Source organism: Veillonella sp. (assembly GCF_019414865.1).
In the GTDB taxonomy this organism is placed as follows: Bacteria; Bacillota; Negativicutes; order Veillonellales; family Veillonellaceae; genus Veillonella.
Window position 1 is genome coordinate 1 of the sequence record NZ_DXLG01000027.1, and the last position, 18073, is coordinate 18073.

Consider the following 18073-nt stretch of genomic DNA (forward strand, 5'->3'; position numbering starts at 1 on the left):
TCTGCCATTCCGCCACTCCGGCGTCTCGGAACATTTGTTATTATACAGATATCCCAAAACAATGTCAACATATTTTTTATATTTTATCTAAAATATTTTTAACGGCTTCCATACCTACATCACATTGCTGCTTCCATGTAAGTGCTACCCCTGTTATATAGCCCTTGCGAGCATACTCCACATCGGTAGGGACACTTTCAGCACCATAATCAAGCTCACCTGCTAACCAGTAATAATCTTGCCCTCTTGAGTTAATACGAGCATCAATAATATTACTATAGGTTTGTAAACCTTGACTAACCATTTTAAAATGATCCCAATCACAGGCCCCACGCAATGGGAAGTTTATATTTAATAAGCCATCAAATTGACCTTTAACATAAATCTTTTCAATTAATTCAAGTATAAAGGGGTGCATTTCATCCCCTCGTTCAGGAGAATACCGTTCAACAGATAATGCTAAGCCTGGAATGCCGTAAAAACAACTTTCCATGGCAGCAGACACCGTACCGGAATACAATACATCCGATCCCAAATTAAAACCATGATTAATACCTGAAATCACAAGATCAGGCATATCATCACTCAATAAATAACTAAGACCAAACTTCATGCAATCAGAAGGAGTTCCCGTTAGAGCATAAAGGCGAGGATTTTCATCCTCGCCATTGTACGCATCTAATTTTAAAGGAATCTCAGTCGTCAATGCATGGGATTTAGCACTTTGCTCATTGGCAGGTGCTACAACGGTAATTCGATAATATTGACTTAAGTACGATGCAAGACGGCGTAAACCATCTGCTAAAATACCATCATCATTACACATTAAAATATGCATAGTCACTCCTACAGATTCTATTTTTTATTCTTATTCATATTTCCCATACGGGTCAATTTAACGTCATTTAAGCCAACAGCTCGTGTATGAACTGTATGAGACCACACCTTATTATGACGGCGGAACCAACCTAAAATATTTACAGGAATCCAAGAGTATACAAACAGTGGATATAGTAAATAGTAGAACCAAATCTTTGGTGGTACCTTAATCTTCAATAATACGATAAGTGGGAATAAGTATTGACCAACCCCAATAATAGTCCATACAGACATCGGTAAAATTTGATACAAAATATTTGTATAGATTGGTGTGTAAGCATTGATATAAGACAATACCAAGTACACAGTAGTCAACAATAGGAAATACGGTTGACTCACTTGGAAAATACCATCCAAAATCATAATATTGCCAGTTTTAATGCCTGTAGCAAACAACTTTGGAATATATCGTCCTGCACAGTCAAATTGACCTTGTGCCCAACGCAAACGCTGTTTACAAGACGCCATCATGGTTGTAACCTTTTCGTCGTATACGATAGCATCATGAGCCCAACACGTGCGAATACCATGAGTTAACAACTTCATGGAGAATTCCATATCCTCGGTCAAGCTATTACAATCCCAACCATATTCACGGATGATAGATGTACGTATACACATACCAGTACCGCCCAAGGCTGTAGATAAACCAATGCGGTATTTTGCCAAATGCCACATGTGGTTAACCATCCAAAATGCGATAGAGAATGTACCCGCTACCCATGAGTCCGTAGGGTTTTTAGAATTTAAGTAACCTTGAATAACAGATTCACCTTTTTCAAGATGATCATTCATTTCCAACATAAATTGGGGATGTACTAAATTATCGGCGTCAAAGATAAGAAATGCATCATATTTCCGATCCATTTGTTCCACGCGATCAAACATCCACCCCATTGCATAGCCTTTACCTACTTCTTCTTTATTGAATCGTTCATGTACATTAGCACCAGCAGCTCTTGCTACATCAGCAGTCTTATCTGTACAGTTATCAGCTACAACAAAGATATCGTACAGCTCATCTGGATAATCTAGACTTCGTAAATTTTTTACTAATTCTCCGACTACAGCTTCCTCATTATGAGCACACACAACAATAGCAAAGGAATTTTTTGGGGTATAGTTTTTATGTACTCTAGACCGCCACATACCGATTACGGCAAGTACAAAATAATAAACCGTATAAATTACGATTATTACCTGCATAGGGATCAATATCAGATCCAGTAGGTAATTCATACTATTATCCTCCACACACTTATTTACGCACCATATTTAATGCCCCATTAATAAGGCCAAACACTACATAGCCAGCAAAAATCATTACTGCCCATGTGTGCCAATCATAAACGAGACAAGCTATAACAAAAATAGCAGTAAGTACAATGGAAAGTTTATTAATATTAACCGCAGATTTACCTTTGAAGTCTGGATATTTAACTTCACTAACCATTAAGAAGCCTACACCTATCATGCAAACTACTAGCACAAATTGAGGCACCTCTACGCCACACAATACGTAGGTAGCCGCCAAACAACCTGCTGCTGGAATTGGCAAACCTTCAAAGTAACCATGAACTTCTTCAGTTTTAATATTAAAGCGAGCAAGGCGGAATGCGCCTAATACTGCAAATGCTAGTAAAGGAACATAGGCAATCCAACCTAAACCGTATAGCTCTTTCATATATAACATATAAGCCGGTGCTACACCAAAGCCCACAACATCAGATAAAGAATCTAATTCACGCCCCATAGGACCTGCTACACCTAATGCTCTCGCTACACGACCATCTAAACCATCAGCGACTAAGGATAATAGTACGCAAATAGCTGCATAGAAAGTATTACCTGTAGCAGAGAATGTAATGCCAAGGACACCGAAGGCTAAATTAGCACTAGTAAATAAATTTGGAATAATAGATTTATTCATGACGCAACCTCCCGATAACAGTGTCGCCACCTGTAATATGTTGACCTTTTTCCACGAACAACTCTACATCCTTATCCATGTAGATTTCAGTACAGGAACCGAATTTAATCATCCCGTACAATTGACCGCGTTCAAGCACACTATCAAGATCCGTCCAAGATACTATACGACGCGCTAAAAGGCCCGCAATTTGTGTTACTAATACGGAAGTGCGATCATTTTCAATACAAATAGTATGACGTTCATTTTCAAAGCCTACATCATCTTTAAAAGCAGGCAAGAAACTGCCCATTGTGTAATGACGGTATGTAATTTTACCGTCAATAGGCGCACGATTGGCATGTACGTCGAAAACAGATAGGAAAATAGTTACCTTTTTACATTCTTTATGTAAGTAAATATCTTCGTATACATCAGAAATATCCATAATTTTACCATCTGCTGGAGATAAAATTAAATCTGGATCTTGAGGGATTACACGTTTAGGATTTCTAAAGAAATTGACGAAAAATAATGCCAGAATAAATGAAATAATCGCAATTACATAATGTCCTAAAAATCCTAACACCACAGTGATAATGAGCATAGCCCCTATCAGTGGAAACCCTTCCTTAATTATTGGTCCTGTAGGCACGATTCAACACTCCTCTATTTATTTCTAATAACGGTCCACATAAACTTAGGAATAGCCAACATGCGGCCAATCCGTTGAGGTTCTAAATATAATCGATACAACCATTCGAGACGATTCCGTTGCATCCATTCTGGGGCCCGAGGAATATTACCTGCCAAAACGTCAAAGGAACCACCAATACCAATGGCAACAACGCCATCAAGGTGACTCAATTTTTCTGAAATCCATTGTTCTTGCTTTGGTACGCCTAAGGCAACAAACACTAATTTTGCCTTAGACTCCCCAATAGCTTTAACGATTTCTTGTTCCTCTGTGCTATCGAAGAATCCATCATGAATCCCTGCAATATTTAATGGTCCAACTTGGGCAGATAAATTATCAATTGCTCGTTGAGCAACACCAGGTGCTGCCCCTAAGCAGTATACAGGAATTTGTTGGTCAGCCGCAACTTTAAATAATCGTTTTGTTACGTCTACCCCCGTTACGCGTTCAGGCACATGTTCGCCTTGACGCTCTGCAGCCCACAAAATGCCAGCCCCGTCGGGAACGACGAGACTAGCATTATTCAATATGGTATGCAATGTAGGATTTTCATTAGCCAACATAACCATTTCTGCATTAGCCGTGGCTACTAGATGTAGCCCCGGCTCTTCAGTTAATTGCAAAATACGTTGGACTGCCTCATCCATTGTTACACAATCGATAGGCACAGATAAAACAGAAATACGTTTATTCAATGTAATACTCCATTATCAACCACTATAATTTGGTGCTTCAACGGTAATGCTTACATCATGCGGATGACTTTCTTTTAAACCAGCCGCTGTAATTTGAATGAATTGAGTATTTTCAATCATTTCTTGGATGTTATGACATCCGCAATACCCCATACTTGCACGCAAACCACCAACCATTTGGAAAATTGTATCAGCCAACATACCTTTATAAGGTACGCGACCTTCAATACCTTCAGGAACTAATTTCTTAGCTTCTGTTTGGAAATATCGATCTTTACTACCAAGCTTCATAGCCCCTAAGCTACCCATGCCACGGTATACTTTATAGGAACGGCCTTGGTAAATCACTGTTTCCCCTGGGCTTTCATCAGTACCAGCTAAAATATTACCCATCATAACTACATTGGCACCAGCCGCAATAGCTTTGGCAATATCGCCAGAATATTTAATGCCCCCATCAGCGATGATAGGAATTCCATAGCGACGACCTACTTGAGCAGACTCATATACTGCAGTGATTTGAGGTACCCCAATACCTGCGATAACACGTGTTGTACAAATAGAGCCAGGTCCAATACCGACCTTAACAGCATCTGCACCTGCTTCAATAAGAGCCTCTGTACCAGCTGCAGTCGCTACATTACCTGCAATAACAGGAATATGAGGATAAGCTTGTTTAATTTCTTTCAATGTACGAAGTACACCTGCAGAATGACCATGTGCTGTATCTACAATGATTACGTCAGCCTTAGCAGATACAAGTGCATCAAGACGATCATATAAATCTTTAGATACACCAACAGCAGCACCAACTAATAATCGACCACTGCTATCCTTGGCAGAATTTGGATATTTCGTCGCTTTTTCAATATCTTTTATAGTAATTAAGCCTTTTAAGTTTCCATCGCCATCTACGAGAGGTAATTTTTCAATACGATGTTCACTTAAAATTGCTTTTGCCTCTTCAAGAGAAGTACCTTCTGGTGCAGTAACAAGGGAATCCTTTGTCATGCAGTCTCCGATTTGGCGAGTTAAATCAGTTTCAAAACGCATATCGCGATTTGTAATGATCCCTACTAGTTTACCATGTTCTGTGATAGGTACACCAGAAATTTTATATTTTCCCATAATTTCTGCTGCATCAGATAGTAAATTTTGAGGACTTAAGAAAATAGGATCAACGATAACACCATGTTCAGAGCGTTTTACCTTATCAACTTCATGGGCTTGTTCTTCGATAGACATATTTTTATGGATAACGCCAAGGCCACCTTCACGAGCCATAGCAATAGCCATACGGGATTCAGTAACTGTATCCATCCCAGAACTAATCATAGGGATATTTAACGTAATGTCACGAGTTAATTGAGTTTTTAACTCTACTTGATGTGGTAGCACATCAGAAGCCGCTGGTACTAATAAAACATCATCAAAAGTTAGTCCACGCATACCGAATTTATCGTCTCTCATATTTAATTCCTTTCCGTATAATAAAACAAAACTACGACCCGCCTAGTCCATATTGGACTAGGCGGTCAGTCGTAGCTTAGCGTTCAGACCGCAAAATGCCGCCTTCCATATAATCATCTTTTTTCATATCTACGAAGATAACTTTTACTGCGTCAGCAGGTACATTAACGATATCAACCGCAGCTTTAGTGATAGCTTCACCTAATTGTTTTTTTTGTTCTTTTGTGCGCCCTTCAACGAGCTCTACATGAATAAGTGGCATATTGACCTCCATAGATGAAAATGAAATAAATTTGTTTGTTCTATTATACGGTATGAGGAACAGATACACAAGGGAAAAACCCAGATAAAACCCAATATTATCGCTACTTATGTACTTATTATTCCTACCTCTTAATTATACAATATTCTAAGAAATTTTTCACCAAATCTTTTTTCTAATTCTTCTTTCATTACAGATTCAAGTTTTTCCATCCCATGGTGACTTGCAAAATCTAATACATCCTTGCGAGCCTGTACCAATATTTCAATATCTTTAATAATATTGGCAACCCGTAAATCAGGTAATCCGGATTGGGCTAAGCCAAATAATTGACCAGAACCACGCAATAATAAGTCTTGTTCGGCAAGTTCAAAACCATCCTGTGTCTGTTCCATCAATTTTAAACGCTCTTGGCTTACATCATTTTTTGAATCACTTACAAGAATACAATAGGATTGATGAGATCCACGGCCTACACGGCCACGCAACTGGTGCAATTGTGATAAACCAAATCGCTCTGCCCCTTCAATGCACATAATGGTCGCATTAGGCACATTGACACCAACTTCAATAACGGTAGTAGAAACGAGTAATGAAATCTCTCCCTTATGGAAGGCATTCATCACTTCATCCTTTTCACTTGGTTTCATGCGACCATGTACAAGGCCAACTTCATAGGCCTTGTAAAAGTACTCTTTTAATTCTAAATACAGTTCTTCTGCTGCCTGTAAGTCTAATTTTTCAGACTCTTCTACTAGAGGACATACTACGTAAACTTGACGTCCTTCTGCCATTTCTTTGCCGAAGAAGTTTCTTAATCGTTCTTTATATGAGCTATCTACAGCATACGTTTTAACAGGCTTACGCCCTGGTGGCATTTCTTTAATTAAAGAAACCGCTAAATCGCCATACACAGATAAGGTCATGGTCCGTGGAATTGGTGTAGCTGTCATAATGAGTACATGTGGGTATGTACCCTTTTGTTGTAATCGCGCCCGTTGTTCTACGCCAAAGCGATGTTGTTCGTCGATAATGACGAGACCTAAATTATGGAAGTTAACACCTTCCTGAATAAGCGCATGAGTGCCGATGATCATATTAATTGATCCGTCAGCTAAGCCTTCATAGATACGCTCTTTTTCTTTTTTTGTAGTAGAACCAGTTAATAACTCTATAGTAATACCTAAATTACGACATACCTCTGTTATGCCTTCATAATGTTGAGCCGCCAAAATCTCCGTAGGGGCCATTAATGCCCCTTGGTAACCATTTTCGATGGCCTTCAATAAACTCAATGTAGCTACAACAGTTTTACCAGAACCTACATCACCTTGCAATAATCGTTGCATAGGACGTTCATCTTCCATGTCGATGCGAATGTCTTCTAATGCACGCTGTTGATCACCTGTTAAGGAGAACGGCAAGTTTTCTATACACTGAGCCATTAAGTCCCCATTAGGTCCCATCTTAGGTCCTTTATGACACTGCTCTTTATTCCGCAACAAGGCCAATCCAGATTGCATGACAAATAACTCTTCATAGGCCAATTGATGACGCGCTTCTTCATATCGCTCTGAAGACTCTGGGAAATGCATCATTTTAAATGCATCATAACGAGTCATATATTGATGTACTTCACGAACTTCAGCAGGCAAAATCTCTGGCAATTCATGATTAGCTGCAAACCAATTACGTACCGATGAGCGCACCACAAATTGAGATACCCCATCTGCAAGAGCATAAATGGGAACGATACCCCGATCAGGTTCTCCACCGTCTCCCAAATTTTCTATTTGGGGTGTATTCATTTGCATAGACCCATATTGGAATTCTGCTTTACCATACGCATATAGACGTTGCCCTTTTTTATAAAAGTTTTTCTTATACCCTTGGTTAAATAGCACAATCTTTAAAGGACCTGTACCATCTGCAATGACCACCTCTAATATAGACAATCTAGGTCGAGGGCGTTTTTCTTGTACAACAATAACATTCCCCACAACGCCACCGGTCATACCAGACTTTAATTCACCAATTCTATAAATTGTACGGCGGTCTTCATAGCTGCGAGGGAAATATGTCAACAATGATGTTACATTCGTAATCCCTAGCTTATGCAATTGTTTCTCCCGACCAGGACCAATTCCTTTAATGGTCGTTAACCGTTCATCCATAGAAACTCCTTTAAATATACGATAAACACTGAGGATATATCCAATTTCTGTATATCCTTGTGTAAAAGCCCATTCATATCATAGAATATGATATATAGTATACCTTATATTGTAGTATATTTCATAAAAAGAGCAATATGTACGATAAAAACACTTGCTTTAACTATGTCTTTATGATAATATACTTTTGTTATGTTATAGATTAAGCTTGGAGGTGGAAACTATGGCAAACCTTTGCGAAGTATGTGGCAAATCCACATCTAGCGGTATGAACGTGAGTCACTCTCACATTCGCACAAGAAAAACTTGGAAACCGAACATTCAAAGAGTACGGGCGGTTGTAGACGGTGCTACTAAAAAAGTTAACGTATGCACTCGCTGCCTTCGTTCTAATAAAATTACACGCGCGTAAAATAAAAAGTACATGTACTCTTTGGGGTTCTAGAGCCCCAAAAAAAGCAGTTAGTTCATTTGAACTAACTGCTTTTTTTGTTATCTATATACCTATTACTAAAAGTTTTACAAGGTAATATTTGGAATATAGTACTGTTTAAACAACTTAATAGCATATTGATCTGTTAAGCCTGCCACATAATCAACCACATCACGGGTAGAGTAAAACTCTCGATTACTTTCACAGCCCTCCATATCGTCAGGATGTTCCATAAAGTGAGTAAATAAGTTTTTCACCACATGGGATGCCTTATTTCGATCAGGAATTAAAGCTGGCGCCAAATAGACATTTTTAAACATAAATTGACGGAATAGATTCATGGTCATCTCTATATCTGAAGACATAGAAATAACAGGCTTATCTAAGGACTCTCGAACCATATCCTCTACCATGGCCGTAATCATACTTGATGGAGTCATGCCAAAGTGTTCACGCACTTCAAAAGGCAACTCTTCTGCTGTCAACATACCAGCACGTTGAGCATCATCAAAATCATGACACAAATAGGCAATGCGGTCCACAATACGAATAATTTGGCCTTCTAAGGTAACAGGAATAGTAGCCCCCGTATGGCCTAAAATACCATCGCGAACAGCAGTCGTTAGATTAAGGCCTTGATGTTCACCATGCTTTTCTAACACCTCTACCATGCGCAAACTTTGTTCATTATGGTTGAAATGACCTACCATATCGCCCAACGCATATTCGCCAACATGGCCAAATGGTGTATGTCCTACATCATGACCCATTGCGATAGCCTCTACTAAGTCTTCATTGAGTCGCAATGCACGAGCCACTGTACGACCAATCTGACCTACCTCAAGGGTGTGAGTCATGCGCGTACGATAATGGTCACCTGGCGCAATATAAACTTGCGTCTTGTGCTTTAAGCGTCTAAAACATTTACTGTGAATAATGCGGTCCCGATCACGTTGAAATGCCGTTCTAAGTGGATCGGGAGCTTCATCAATATCACGGATTGCATCGCGGCTTTTAGCAGCATAAGGAGAAAGGAGTAAAGCCTCCCTCTCCTCTATTTGTTCCCGTATATTCATTTACCCTCCGAGGCGCGGTTTCGATCGATGAGTTGCATAACAAGAGACGCTGTTTCTTCGATAGATTTATTGGAAACATCTAACACTTGGCAATGCAAACGACGCATAATAGCCTTCGCGTATTCTAGTTCGGATTGAATACGCTCAATAGAAGCATAATTTGCTTCGTCCTCTAAACCGATAGCGCGTAATCGTTCACTACGAATATTATTTAACTTAAATGGGTCAATAATAAGGCCCACGATTTTCTTTGCTGGAATTTTAAATAATTCCTCTGGCAATGGTACCTCTGGCACCAATGGCAAGTTAGCAGCTTTAATTTTTTTGTATGCCAAGAACATAGACAATGGTGTCTTACTTGTTCTAGATACACCAATGATGACTACATCAGCCTTTTCAAAGCCCGATGGATTTTTACCATCATCATATTTTACGGCGAACTCAATAGCTTCAACCTTTTTGAAATATTCTTGGTCTAGTTTATGAACCATACCAGCTGTCATACGAGGCTTTGTAGATGCTACTGTACCTACTGCATCGAGAACTGGACCCATAATATCTACAGCAGGAATGTTGTATTCTGCTACTTTTTCATGAAGATATTTGCGCAAAGATTCAGATACAATGGTATGACAAATAACATGATTACCACGTTTTGCATCTGCTATAATTTCATCAATTTGGCTTTCACTATCAATATATGGAATGCGAACAATTTCAATTTGTTCCTTATCATATTGACTCGCCGTAGCTCTTGCTACAGCCTCTGCGGTCTCCCCAAGGGAGTCCGATATTGCATAAATAATTTTTTCTGCCATTCTATCAACCTCAATGTATGCTACATTCTAAAAATACTTTTGTTACCGTCGTTTTAGATACGCGGCCTACAACCTTTAGACGTTTCTTGTTTTCCACATCCTCGCGAACGACAACAGGTAAACAATCCACCTCATAATCTATCATCTTCTGTGCAGCCTCTACTAACGTATCTGTAGGCTCCACAGTTATAACCTTACTTACAGGGGTCATAATCATAGATATAGGCATGGTGTGTGAATCTGTTTGCCCCATAGAGGCACGCAACAAGTCCTTACGGGATACGACACCTACTAAATAGGAATCATCACACACTAAAATGGTTCCTACATCCTCAGTAAATATAGTAACAATCGTGTCATATAAACTTGTATCCCCATTGACTACAACTGCTTGGGATAATACATCACTTACCAGAAATGACTTTAATCGCTCCGCTGTTTGTGTTTCTTTTGAAAGCCCCACATAGTAATAGCCCACATTAGGACGTGCATCTAAGACACCTAGCATAGTTAAAACAGACAAATCTGAACGCAATGCTGATCGCGTAACCTCTAAATGTTCAGCAATAGCACTACCTGTAACAGGTCCTTCTTCACGAACGATTTGAGCAATTTGTTCTTGTCGTTTCGACAGTTTCACACGGTAACCCCCTTTCATCTCTGTTTGTATTATATCCTAAGTTACCATTCAGAAAAAGAGGAGACCTACAGGCCTCCTCTTTTACCATAACTATATTATTACCAATTTAGTTCGTCAGATTCTTGACGACCACGACCAGTCATAGCATCGAGCATAATTCTTTGTTCGATTTGAGCCACCATTTTCTTAGTGCTTACAACTGCATCTGGATTAACAGAAATGGAGTCGATACCGCTCTTCACAAGGAATTCGCAAAGTTCAGGGTATACACTTGGTGCTTGGCCACAGATGGATACAGTTTTACCATCTTTATGTGCCACTTCGATAAGATGACGAATCGCTCTACGAACAGCTAAATTACGTTCATCGTAAATATGTTGAACTGTTTCGTTATCGCGGTCACAACCGAGAACAAGCATTGTCAAATCGTTAGAACCAATGGAATAACCATCTACATATTTATTGAATTGATCAGCTAAGATAATATTTGCTGGAATTTCAGCCATGAGCCAGATTTTGAAATCTTTACCGCGTACAAGACCTTCTTGAGCCATCAAATTAGTTACTAATTCAGCTTCCTCTACAGTACGGCAGAATGGAATCATAACTTGTAAGTTTTTGAAACCAAATTCGTTACGTACTTTTTTGATTGCTTCTAATTCTAATTTGAAAGCAGGTGTATATTTTGGATCATAGTAACGAGCTGCACCACGCCAGCCAAGTAATGCACTGGATTCATGTGGTTCATATTTGTCGCCACCGTTGAGATCACGGTATTCGCTAGATTTGAAGTCGCTCAAACGAACTACTACTTGGCGAGGAGCTAATGCTTGACACACTTTACGCATACCTTCTGCCAATGTATTAACTGCAAAGTCACTGCGACCAGTTTCAATAAGGTGTAATGGGTGTTCGTGAATGAAAGTAGTCCAAATGAACTCTTCACGCATTAGACCAATACCATCACATGGTAATACGCCATGTTTTTCAGCTAAATCAGGATTGCCTAAATTCATGTAAATTTTAGTGCCTGTTACAGGAACATATTCAGTGGCAACACTTGCAGTAGCTTGTGCTTCTGGCTTTTTAACAATATCTTCTAATACGCCATCATATACGATACCATTTGTAGCATCAACAGTAATCATTTGACCATCTTTAATGGATGTAGTTGCTTCATGGCTACGACTCTTAGTACCTACGATACAAGGAATACCAAGCTCACGGCTAACGATAGACGCGTGACAAGTCATACCACCAGCATCAGTAACGATTGCTTTTGCCTTTTTCATTGCTGGTACCCAGTCAGGAGCTGTCATAGCTGTGACAAGGATTTCGCCTTCTTTAAACTCATCAATATCCTCAGGATTGATGATAACATGAGCTTTACCAGCTGCATTACCAGGGGATGCTGGCAAACCTTTTACGATAATATCGCGATTACCTGCATCTAATGTGCTAGGTTTTTCAGATACTTCTGTTTTTTCTTTACGGGACCAAACTGTTTCTGGACGAGCTTGTAAAATCCAAATTCTACCATCTCGTTCATCTACGCCCCATTCCATATCCATGTAGCAACCATAATGTTTTTCGATTGCTTTTGCATATTCAGCAAGCTCTAACACTTGAGCATCTGTAATAACTTGTTGTTTAGCTTCATCTGCTGGAACAACTTCTTCAACACAGTCGCCGTCAGCTTTACGAACTAAACGGATATTTTTGTCATTAATCATGCGGTCTGTAATTTCCATTTTAGCTTTATCTACACGGAAATTATCTGGTGTAACGGTACCTTGTACAACGTATTCACCAAGACCCCAAGAACCTTCGATAAGAATATTGTTATCATTGCCTGTTACAAGGTCAACAGTGAACATTACGCCAGCAGCTTTAGAGAATACCATCATTTGAACAGCTGCACTCAATGCTACTGTCATATGATCGAAACCTTGTTTTACACGGTAATATGTTGCACGGTCTGTGAAAGTAGATGCATAGCATTCTTTTACTTTTTGAATAATAACATCAGCACCACGTACATTTAAATATGTATCTTGTTGGCCTGCGAAACTTGCATCTGGCAAGTCTTCTGCTGTTGCACTAGAACGAACTGCTACGAATGGATTTTCTTCGTTTACTTTTTTACCAAGTTCTTCATAAGCATGACGGATAGCATCTGCCAATTCTTTAGGCATTTCTTCTTCGCAAATCATGCGGCGAATTTTAGCACATACTTCACGCAATAATGCAGAATTTTCTACATCATCTAACGCATCAAGTTCAGCGCGGATTTTATCTTCTAGTCCTGTTGCTTTCATAAACTCACGATAACCATGAGCAGTTGTAGCAAAACCGTAAGGTACAGGTACATTAGTGGAGGATGTCAATTCCCCTAAGGAAGAAGACTTACCACCAACTAAATTAACATCTTCACGTCGTAATTCATCAAACCAAAGTACGTATGCTGTTTCGCGATTCATGTGAGAACCTCCTAGATTAATTAGTGCAACACATTAAACCTTTTACACATAAATAGTATACCTTAATTTACAATCTGTCAATTTATATGAGGATTATTATGCAAATCTATCTCCCTATATATATCTAAAAAGTTCTTCAGTACTCGCCCAGTTAGCCCCCATATGGTGTATTGTTTATAAGGATAGAAATAAACGGAGTAGTTTTGCCTGATTTTCCAATCAATGTTGTAGCCTTCTAATAAATGGAACGGAAAGTCTTTTAACGGCTTAGTTCCAATGTCTAGATGCCCCACCGTCGGTTCCATGTCTAATAGATATTGTAATGGAACTGTGAATACCTCTCCTACTTCGTCAGGATTTGGTTTCAAATCACTTGTATGTAGGCGCACGGCTACGGCATATAGTTTGACACCTATCGCGGATACGAGGCAATCTAAATTACCAAGTAATTCAATTTGATCTAGATTAATTCCCAGTTCTTCAGAGCATTCACGCATAGCAGCATGGGCACCACTTTTATCATTAGTCTCACAATGTCCACCGGGGAAGCTGATTTCACCTGGTTGACGGCGTAGCTTATTACTGCGCACAGTAAACACTACATGATCTTCCCCATCAATTTCTAGTAATGGTACTGCTACTGCCGCAGTTATAACATCAATATCGGTAAGAACAGTATGTTCTCGTTGTTCTAAAAAGTTACTTAGTTCTTTGTCCATATACAGTCCTCTTACTTTATAGATACTATACGATATCTATATAAAATTTTTATATGTCAAATTTGTATTTTATATTTGTATTTGTATTTATATTTTACTTTTATTATACATGAACTTGTAAGTCATTTTTTGCTTTACAAACAACAGATTTAGTAGATAAATAGTCTCATAGACCAAATAGACATAAAAAAACTGTGATGAGGTTTCTATCTCATCACAGTTTTATATTAGTTAAATTTAATTTTTACGAATTTACGTTTACCAACTTGAACAATCATGCCATCTTCAAGGGTAAGGTTTTCTTCTGTATATTTTTCACCATTTACTTTGAAAGCACCAGCTTTAATGGAACGACGTGCTTCACCATTAGAAGCAGTCAAACCAGCATCTGTACAGAATTGTGGAACAAAGATTGGTTCTGTTGGCGCATCCATAGCATATTCAGGAATATCTGTAGGTAATGCGCGTTGTTGGAAAACACGTTTGAATTCTTCTTCAGCCTCAAGAGCAGCCGCTTCACCATGGTACAAACGAACAATGGTACGAGCTAATTGCATTTTAGCGTCACGTGGATGTAATTCACCACTTTCAAGACGTTTTTCCATGTCCTCTTGTTCTTCAATTGGCATATCTGTAACGAGCATGAAGTAGCGCATCATCAATTCATCTGGAATAGACATTGCTTTACCGTACATTTCTTTAGGTTCTTCGTCGATACCGATGTAATTGCCTAAAGATTTACTCATTTTTTGAACACCGTCAAGGCCTTCAAGCAATGGCATTGTGATAACAACTTGTGGTTCTTGACCTTCTAATTCTTGTAAATGACGGCCCATTAACAAGTTGAAAGTTTGGTCTGTACCACCAAATTCAACGTCAGCATGTAATGCAACAGAATCTTGACCTTGCATCAATGGATACATAAACTCATGAACACCAATAGCACGACCTTCTTTAAAGCGTTTATTGAAATCATCACGTTCCATCATACGCGCTACAGTGTAAGAACTTGCCAAACGTAGAACATCAGCAAAATTCATGGATTCAAGCCATTCACTGTTGTCGCGAACGATAGTTTTTTCAGGATCCAACACTTTGAAGATTTGTGTTTTATAAGTTTCAGCATTTTTCAATACTTCTTCTTTTGTAAGTGGTGGACGAGTTGCGCTTTTACCAGTAGGATCACCAATACGTGCAGTGAAACCACCGATAACAATCACTACTTGATGACCAAATTCTTGGAACAAACGTAATTTACGAAGTGGTACAGTATGACCCAAATGAATATCTGGCGCTGTTGGGTCCAAACCTAGTTTTACAACTAACGGTTTATTTTCCTTAATGGATTTTTCTATTTTCTTTACAAGATCTTGTTCATTAATTAAATCTGCTACGCCGTGTTTAATTTGGCGTACTTGTTCTTGAGCACTAACCATGATAATCCTCCTCGAAATACTATTGTTTTAGTATACCATTATCTAAAAACTTTCACAATTATATATATAGTATTGGTTTTAAGCCATTTATGATATAATATTTATAACTGCGTAATAGAATTTACGTTATATTTACTAACAAAAGAAAAAAGAGGTGACTCTATGAGTAATAACTCAAATGCGAGAAGCAGCCGCCGTTCTAACGGTAGCGGCTCTACACCGAAGAAAACAAGTCCAAAGCGTCTATTTTGGATTTGTGCCCTTCTCCTTATACTCATCGTAGCCGGAGGTGGCTGTGGTTTTATCAGTGCCACACTGTCTAACCTACCAGATGTATCCAATGTACGTCCTTCCGCATCGTCTCAAATTTACGATGTGCACGGTAATCTCATCACAACGGTTCATTCCACAGAGAATCGATTACCAGTACCTTTAAAAGATGTACCAAAGGATTTACAAAATGCCTTTGTTGCTACTGAGGACTCTCGCTTCTACTCCCATCACGGTATCGACCCAGTTGGTATCTTACGTGCTGTATGGGTTAACCTTGTTCATAGTGGCGTATCTGAAGGTGGTTCTACTATCACTCAACAGTTAGCGCGTAATGCATTCTTGTCTCAAGACAGAACATTTAAACGTAAAATTTCTGAAGCATTACTAGCACTAAAAATTGAACAACATTACACTAAGGATGAAATCCTTGAAATGTACATGAACCAAATTTACTTTGGCCAAGGTGCATACGGTGTGCAATCTGCAGCTCATGTATACTTTGGTAAGGATGCTAGCCAATTAACGCTAGCTCAAGCAGCACTCATTGCAGGCTTACCACAAAGTCCTAACTACTACTCTCCATTCAATGATTTGGAAGCTAGTAAAAAACGTCAAGCTGTTGTATTAGGCCAAATGGTTAAATACGGTTACATTACACAAGAGCAAGCTGATGAAGCACGTCAAGCAGATTTAGGCTTAGTGGCAAAACAAGAACAAACGCATGAAAAATCTAATGCGTCTTACTTCATTAACTATGTTATTGCACAAGTTTCTGAAAAATATGGCGACGATGCAATCTATAAAGATGGTTTAAAAATTTATACAACTCTTGATATGGATGCACAAAATGCAGCTGTAGCAGCAATGCAAAACTTGCCTAATTACTACACTGATAGCAATGGTTTACATCAACCACAAGGTGCTATCGTAGCTATGAACCCTCATAATGGTTACATTATGGCTATGGTTGGTGGCCGCGGTGATGATGCATTTAACCGTGCTACACAAGCAGAACGTCAACCAGGTTCCGCCATGAAGCCATTTGTATATTTAGCAGCTATTCAATCTGGTAAAACTCCTGGTTCTATCGTAGATGATAGCCCTGTTACATTTGGTAACTGGAGCCCTAAAAACTATGAAAATGACTTCGTAGGTAATATTACATATCGCTATGCATTACAACATTCTCGTAACGTAGCTGCCGTAAAAATTGCTGATGAAGTAGGCATGTCTAAGATTATTAAACTTGCCAAAGAAATGGGTATCACTACCCTTACAGATCAAGATAATAACTTGTCTACTGCACTCGGTGGTTTAACTCATGGTGTAACACCTCTTGAAATGGTTCAAGCTTATGGTGTACTTGCTAATGGTGGTATCAAGGTTCAACCTACGGCAATCGTTAAAATTGTAGACCGCAATGGTCAAGTTGTGGAGGAACACTCCATCCAAGAAAAACGCGTTGTAGACGAAAAAGATGCAGCAATCATTACAAATATGCTAGAATCCGTTATAAATGGCGGTACTGGTGGTAATGCCGCAATCGGTCGTCCTGCAGCAGGTAAAACTGGTACAACAGATGATTCCAAGGATGCTTGGTTCGTTGGTTACACGCCTGATTTAGTAGCTGCCGTTTGGATTGGTGATGACTATGGCTCGGAAACATTACGAGGCATCACCGGTGGTGACACACCTGCTATTATGTGGGGCCAATTCATGGCAAATGCTCTTGCCAATACCCCTGCTTCTGACTTCTCCGTTCCTGCTAGCGCACAATCAGCTGTCTCTGAAGGTTATTACAACCCTGCAAAAGCACAGCCTAAAAAAGAAGCCGCTAAGGACGAAAAGGCGGATAAAAAAGACGATAAAGACAAGTCAAAAGATGAAGCAGTAAAAGATGACAGTGGCTCAAAAGATGATGCAACTGAACAGAAATCTAATTCATCCAAAAGTAAAAAGTCTAGTAAAAAAGATCGTTAATCTCATACGCTAAAGGAGCGGAACAAGTGTTCCGCTCCTTTCTTTTACGTAAAAAAAGTAGTAAGTTCAAAGAACTTGGGTTATAGGACAAAACGTGTTGGTTTTATAGGCGATGGAGCCAGTAAATTACTG

16 protein-coding genes are annotated in these 18073 nt (G+C 39.1%); 2 read left to right on the plus strand and 14 right to left on the minus strand.

The window, feature by feature from the left end; genetic code table 11:
- Positions 1 to 76: 76 nt before the first annotated feature.
- From surE to recG, 8 genes are all read right to left on the minus strand, one after another.
- On the minus strand, positions 77 to 838 hold the full coding sequence (gene surE, locus QZ334_RS03015; protein ID WP_105089288.1) for a 5'/3'-nucleotidase SurE: 762 nt from the start codon (positions 836 to 838) through the stop codon (positions 77 to 79).
- Between the two features lie 17 nt (positions 839 to 855).
- Complete coding sequence (locus QZ334_RS03020) at positions 856 to 2118, minus strand: glycosyltransferase family 2 protein (RefSeq protein ID WP_295231788.1); 1263 nt, start codon at positions 2116 to 2118, stop codon at positions 856 to 858.
- 19 nt (positions 2119 to 2137) lie between these two features.
- Positions 2138 to 2809, minus strand: coding sequence for a CDP-diacylglycerol--serine O-phosphatidyltransferase (gene pssA, locus QZ334_RS03025; RefSeq protein ID WP_005386341.1), 672 nt, complete (start codon positions 2807 to 2809; stop codon positions 2138 to 2140).
- Positions 2802 to 3443 (minus strand): phosphatidylserine decarboxylase family protein, encoded by a 642-nt coding sequence (locus QZ334_RS03030; protein WP_005386340.1) that lies wholly within the window; start codon positions 3441 to 3443, stop codon positions 2802 to 2804. The genes pssA and QZ334_RS03030 overlap by 8 nt, the downstream gene beginning before the upstream one ends.
- A 14-nt stretch (positions 3444 to 3457) precedes the next feature.
- A complete protein-coding gene (locus tag QZ334_RS03035; protein WP_295231793.1) occupies positions 3458 to 4180 on the minus strand; it encodes a WecB/TagA/CpsF family glycosyltransferase in 723 nt (240 codons plus the stop codon).
- A 15-nt stretch (positions 4181 to 4195) separates the two neighbouring features.
- Positions 4196 to 5650 carry an IMP dehydrogenase gene (gene guaB, locus QZ334_RS03040; protein ID WP_295231795.1) on the minus strand — a complete coding sequence of 485 codons (1455 nt, stop codon included), beginning with the start codon at positions 5648 to 5650 and terminating at the stop codon, positions 4196 to 4198.
- A 76-nt stretch (positions 5651 to 5726) separates the two neighbouring features.
- Positions 5727 to 5912, minus strand: coding sequence for a 4-oxalocrotonate tautomerase (locus QZ334_RS03045; protein ID WP_105089292.1), 186 nt, complete (start codon positions 5910 to 5912; stop codon positions 5727 to 5729).
- Positions 5913 to 6043: 131 nt separating this feature from the next.
- Positions 6044 to 8086 (minus strand): ATP-dependent DNA helicase RecG, encoded by a 2043-nt coding sequence (gene recG, locus QZ334_RS03050; protein ID WP_295231797.1) that lies wholly within the window; start codon positions 8084 to 8086, stop codon positions 6044 to 6046.
- A gap of 223 nt (positions 8087 to 8309) precedes the next feature.
- Here recG and rpmB point away from each other — a divergent pair, with 223 nt between their 5' ends.
- Positions 8310 to 8498, plus strand: coding sequence for a 50S ribosomal protein L28 (gene rpmB, locus QZ334_RS03055; protein WP_005386334.1), 189 nt, complete (start codon positions 8310 to 8312; stop codon positions 8496 to 8498).
- Positions 8499 to 8605: 107 nt separating this feature from the next.
- Here the strand turns inward: rpmB and QZ334_RS03060 are convergent, their stop codons facing one another.
- From QZ334_RS03060 to tyrS, 6 genes are all read right to left on the minus strand, one after another.
- Positions 8606 to 9595, minus strand: coding sequence for a deoxyguanosinetriphosphate triphosphohydrolase (locus tag QZ334_RS03060; RefSeq protein WP_295231800.1), 990 nt, complete (start codon positions 9593 to 9595; stop codon positions 8606 to 8608).
- Positions 9592 to 10413, minus strand: coding sequence for a pyruvate, water dikinase regulatory protein (locus tag QZ334_RS03065; protein ID WP_105089295.1), 822 nt, complete (start codon positions 10411 to 10413; stop codon positions 9592 to 9594). Before QZ334_RS03065 ends, QZ334_RS03060 begins: the two co-directional genes overlap by 4 nt.
- A 10-nt stretch (positions 10414 to 10423) precedes the next feature.
- Complete coding sequence (locus QZ334_RS03070) at positions 10424 to 11053, minus strand: helix-turn-helix transcriptional regulator (RefSeq protein ID WP_295203132.1); 630 nt, start codon at positions 11051 to 11053, stop codon at positions 10424 to 10426.
- A 98-nt stretch (positions 11054 to 11151) separates the two neighbouring features.
- Positions 11152 to 13533: a phosphoenolpyruvate synthase gene (ppsA, locus tag QZ334_RS03075; RefSeq protein WP_295231806.1), complete on the minus strand. Its 2382-nt coding sequence runs from the start codon at positions 13531 to 13533 to the stop codon at positions 11152 to 11154.
- 77 nt (positions 13534 to 13610) lie between these two features.
- A complete protein-coding gene (locus QZ334_RS03080) occupies positions 13611 to 14252 on the minus strand; it encodes an NUDIX hydrolase (protein ID WP_295231808.1) in 642 nt (213 codons plus the stop codon).
- A gap of 227 nt (positions 14253 to 14479) precedes the next feature.
- Positions 14480 to 15688, minus strand: a complete 1209-nt coding sequence (gene tyrS, locus QZ334_RS03085; RefSeq protein ID WP_295231811.1) for a tyrosine--tRNA ligase — start codon at positions 15686 to 15688, stop codon at positions 14480 to 14482.
- A 162-nt stretch (positions 15689 to 15850) separates the two neighbouring features.
- Between tyrS and QZ334_RS03090 the strand changes: the two genes are divergently transcribed.
- Positions 15851 to 17941 carry a transglycosylase domain-containing protein gene (locus QZ334_RS03090; RefSeq protein WP_295231814.1) on the plus strand — a complete coding sequence of 697 codons (2091 nt, stop codon included), beginning with the start codon at positions 15851 to 15853 and terminating at the stop codon, positions 17939 to 17941.
- The last annotated feature ends 132 nt before the right edge of the window (positions 17942 to 18073 follow it).

Excerpts from the sequence above, each read along its gene's own strand:
- surE (WP_105089288.1), bottom strand. The coding sequence starts at position 838 with ATGCATATTTTAATGTGTAATGATGATGGTATTTTAGCAGATGGTTTA.
- QZ334_RS03020 (WP_295231788.1), bottom strand. The coding sequence starts at position 2,118 with ATGAATTACCTACTGGATCTGATATTGATCCCTATGCAGGTAATAATC.
- pssA (WP_005386341.1), bottom strand. The coding sequence starts at position 2,809 with ATGAATAAATCTATTATTCCAAATTTATTTACTAGTGCTAATTTAGCC.
- guaB (WP_295231795.1), bottom strand. The coding sequence starts at position 5,650 with ATGAGAGACGATAAATTCGGTATGCGTGGACTAACTTTTGATGATGTT.
- QZ334_RS03045 (WP_105089292.1), bottom strand. The coding sequence starts at position 5,912 with ATGCCACTTATTCATGTAGAGCTCGTTGAAGGGCGCACAAAAGAACAA.
- recG (WP_295231797.1), bottom strand. The coding sequence starts at position 8,086 with ATGGATGAACGGTTAACGACCATTAAAGGAATTGGTCCTGGTCGGGAG.
- rpmB (WP_005386334.1), top strand. The coding sequence starts at position 8,310 with ATGGCAAACCTTTGCGAAGTATGTGGCAAATCCACATCTAGCGGTATG.
- QZ334_RS03060 (WP_295231800.1), bottom strand. The coding sequence starts at position 9,595 with ATGAATATACGGGAACAAATAGAGGAGAGGGAGGCTTTACTCCTTTCT.
- QZ334_RS03065 (WP_105089295.1), bottom strand. The coding sequence starts at position 10,413 with ATGGCAGAAAAAATTATTTATGCAATATCGGACTCCCTTGGGGAGACC.
- ppsA (WP_295231806.1), bottom strand. The coding sequence starts at position 13,533 with ATGAATCGCGAAACAGCATACGTACTTTGGTTTGATGAATTACGACGT.
- QZ334_RS03080 (WP_295231808.1), bottom strand. The coding sequence starts at position 14,252 with ATGGACAAAGAACTAAGTAACTTTTTAGAACAACGAGAACATACTGTT.
- tyrS (WP_295231811.1), bottom strand. The coding sequence starts at position 15,688 with ATGGTTAGTGCTCAAGAACAAGTACGCCAAATTAAACACGGCGTAGCA.
- QZ334_RS03090 (WP_295231814.1), top strand. The coding sequence starts at position 15,851 with ATGAGTAATAACTCAAATGCGAGAAGCAGCCGCCGTTCTAACGGTAGC.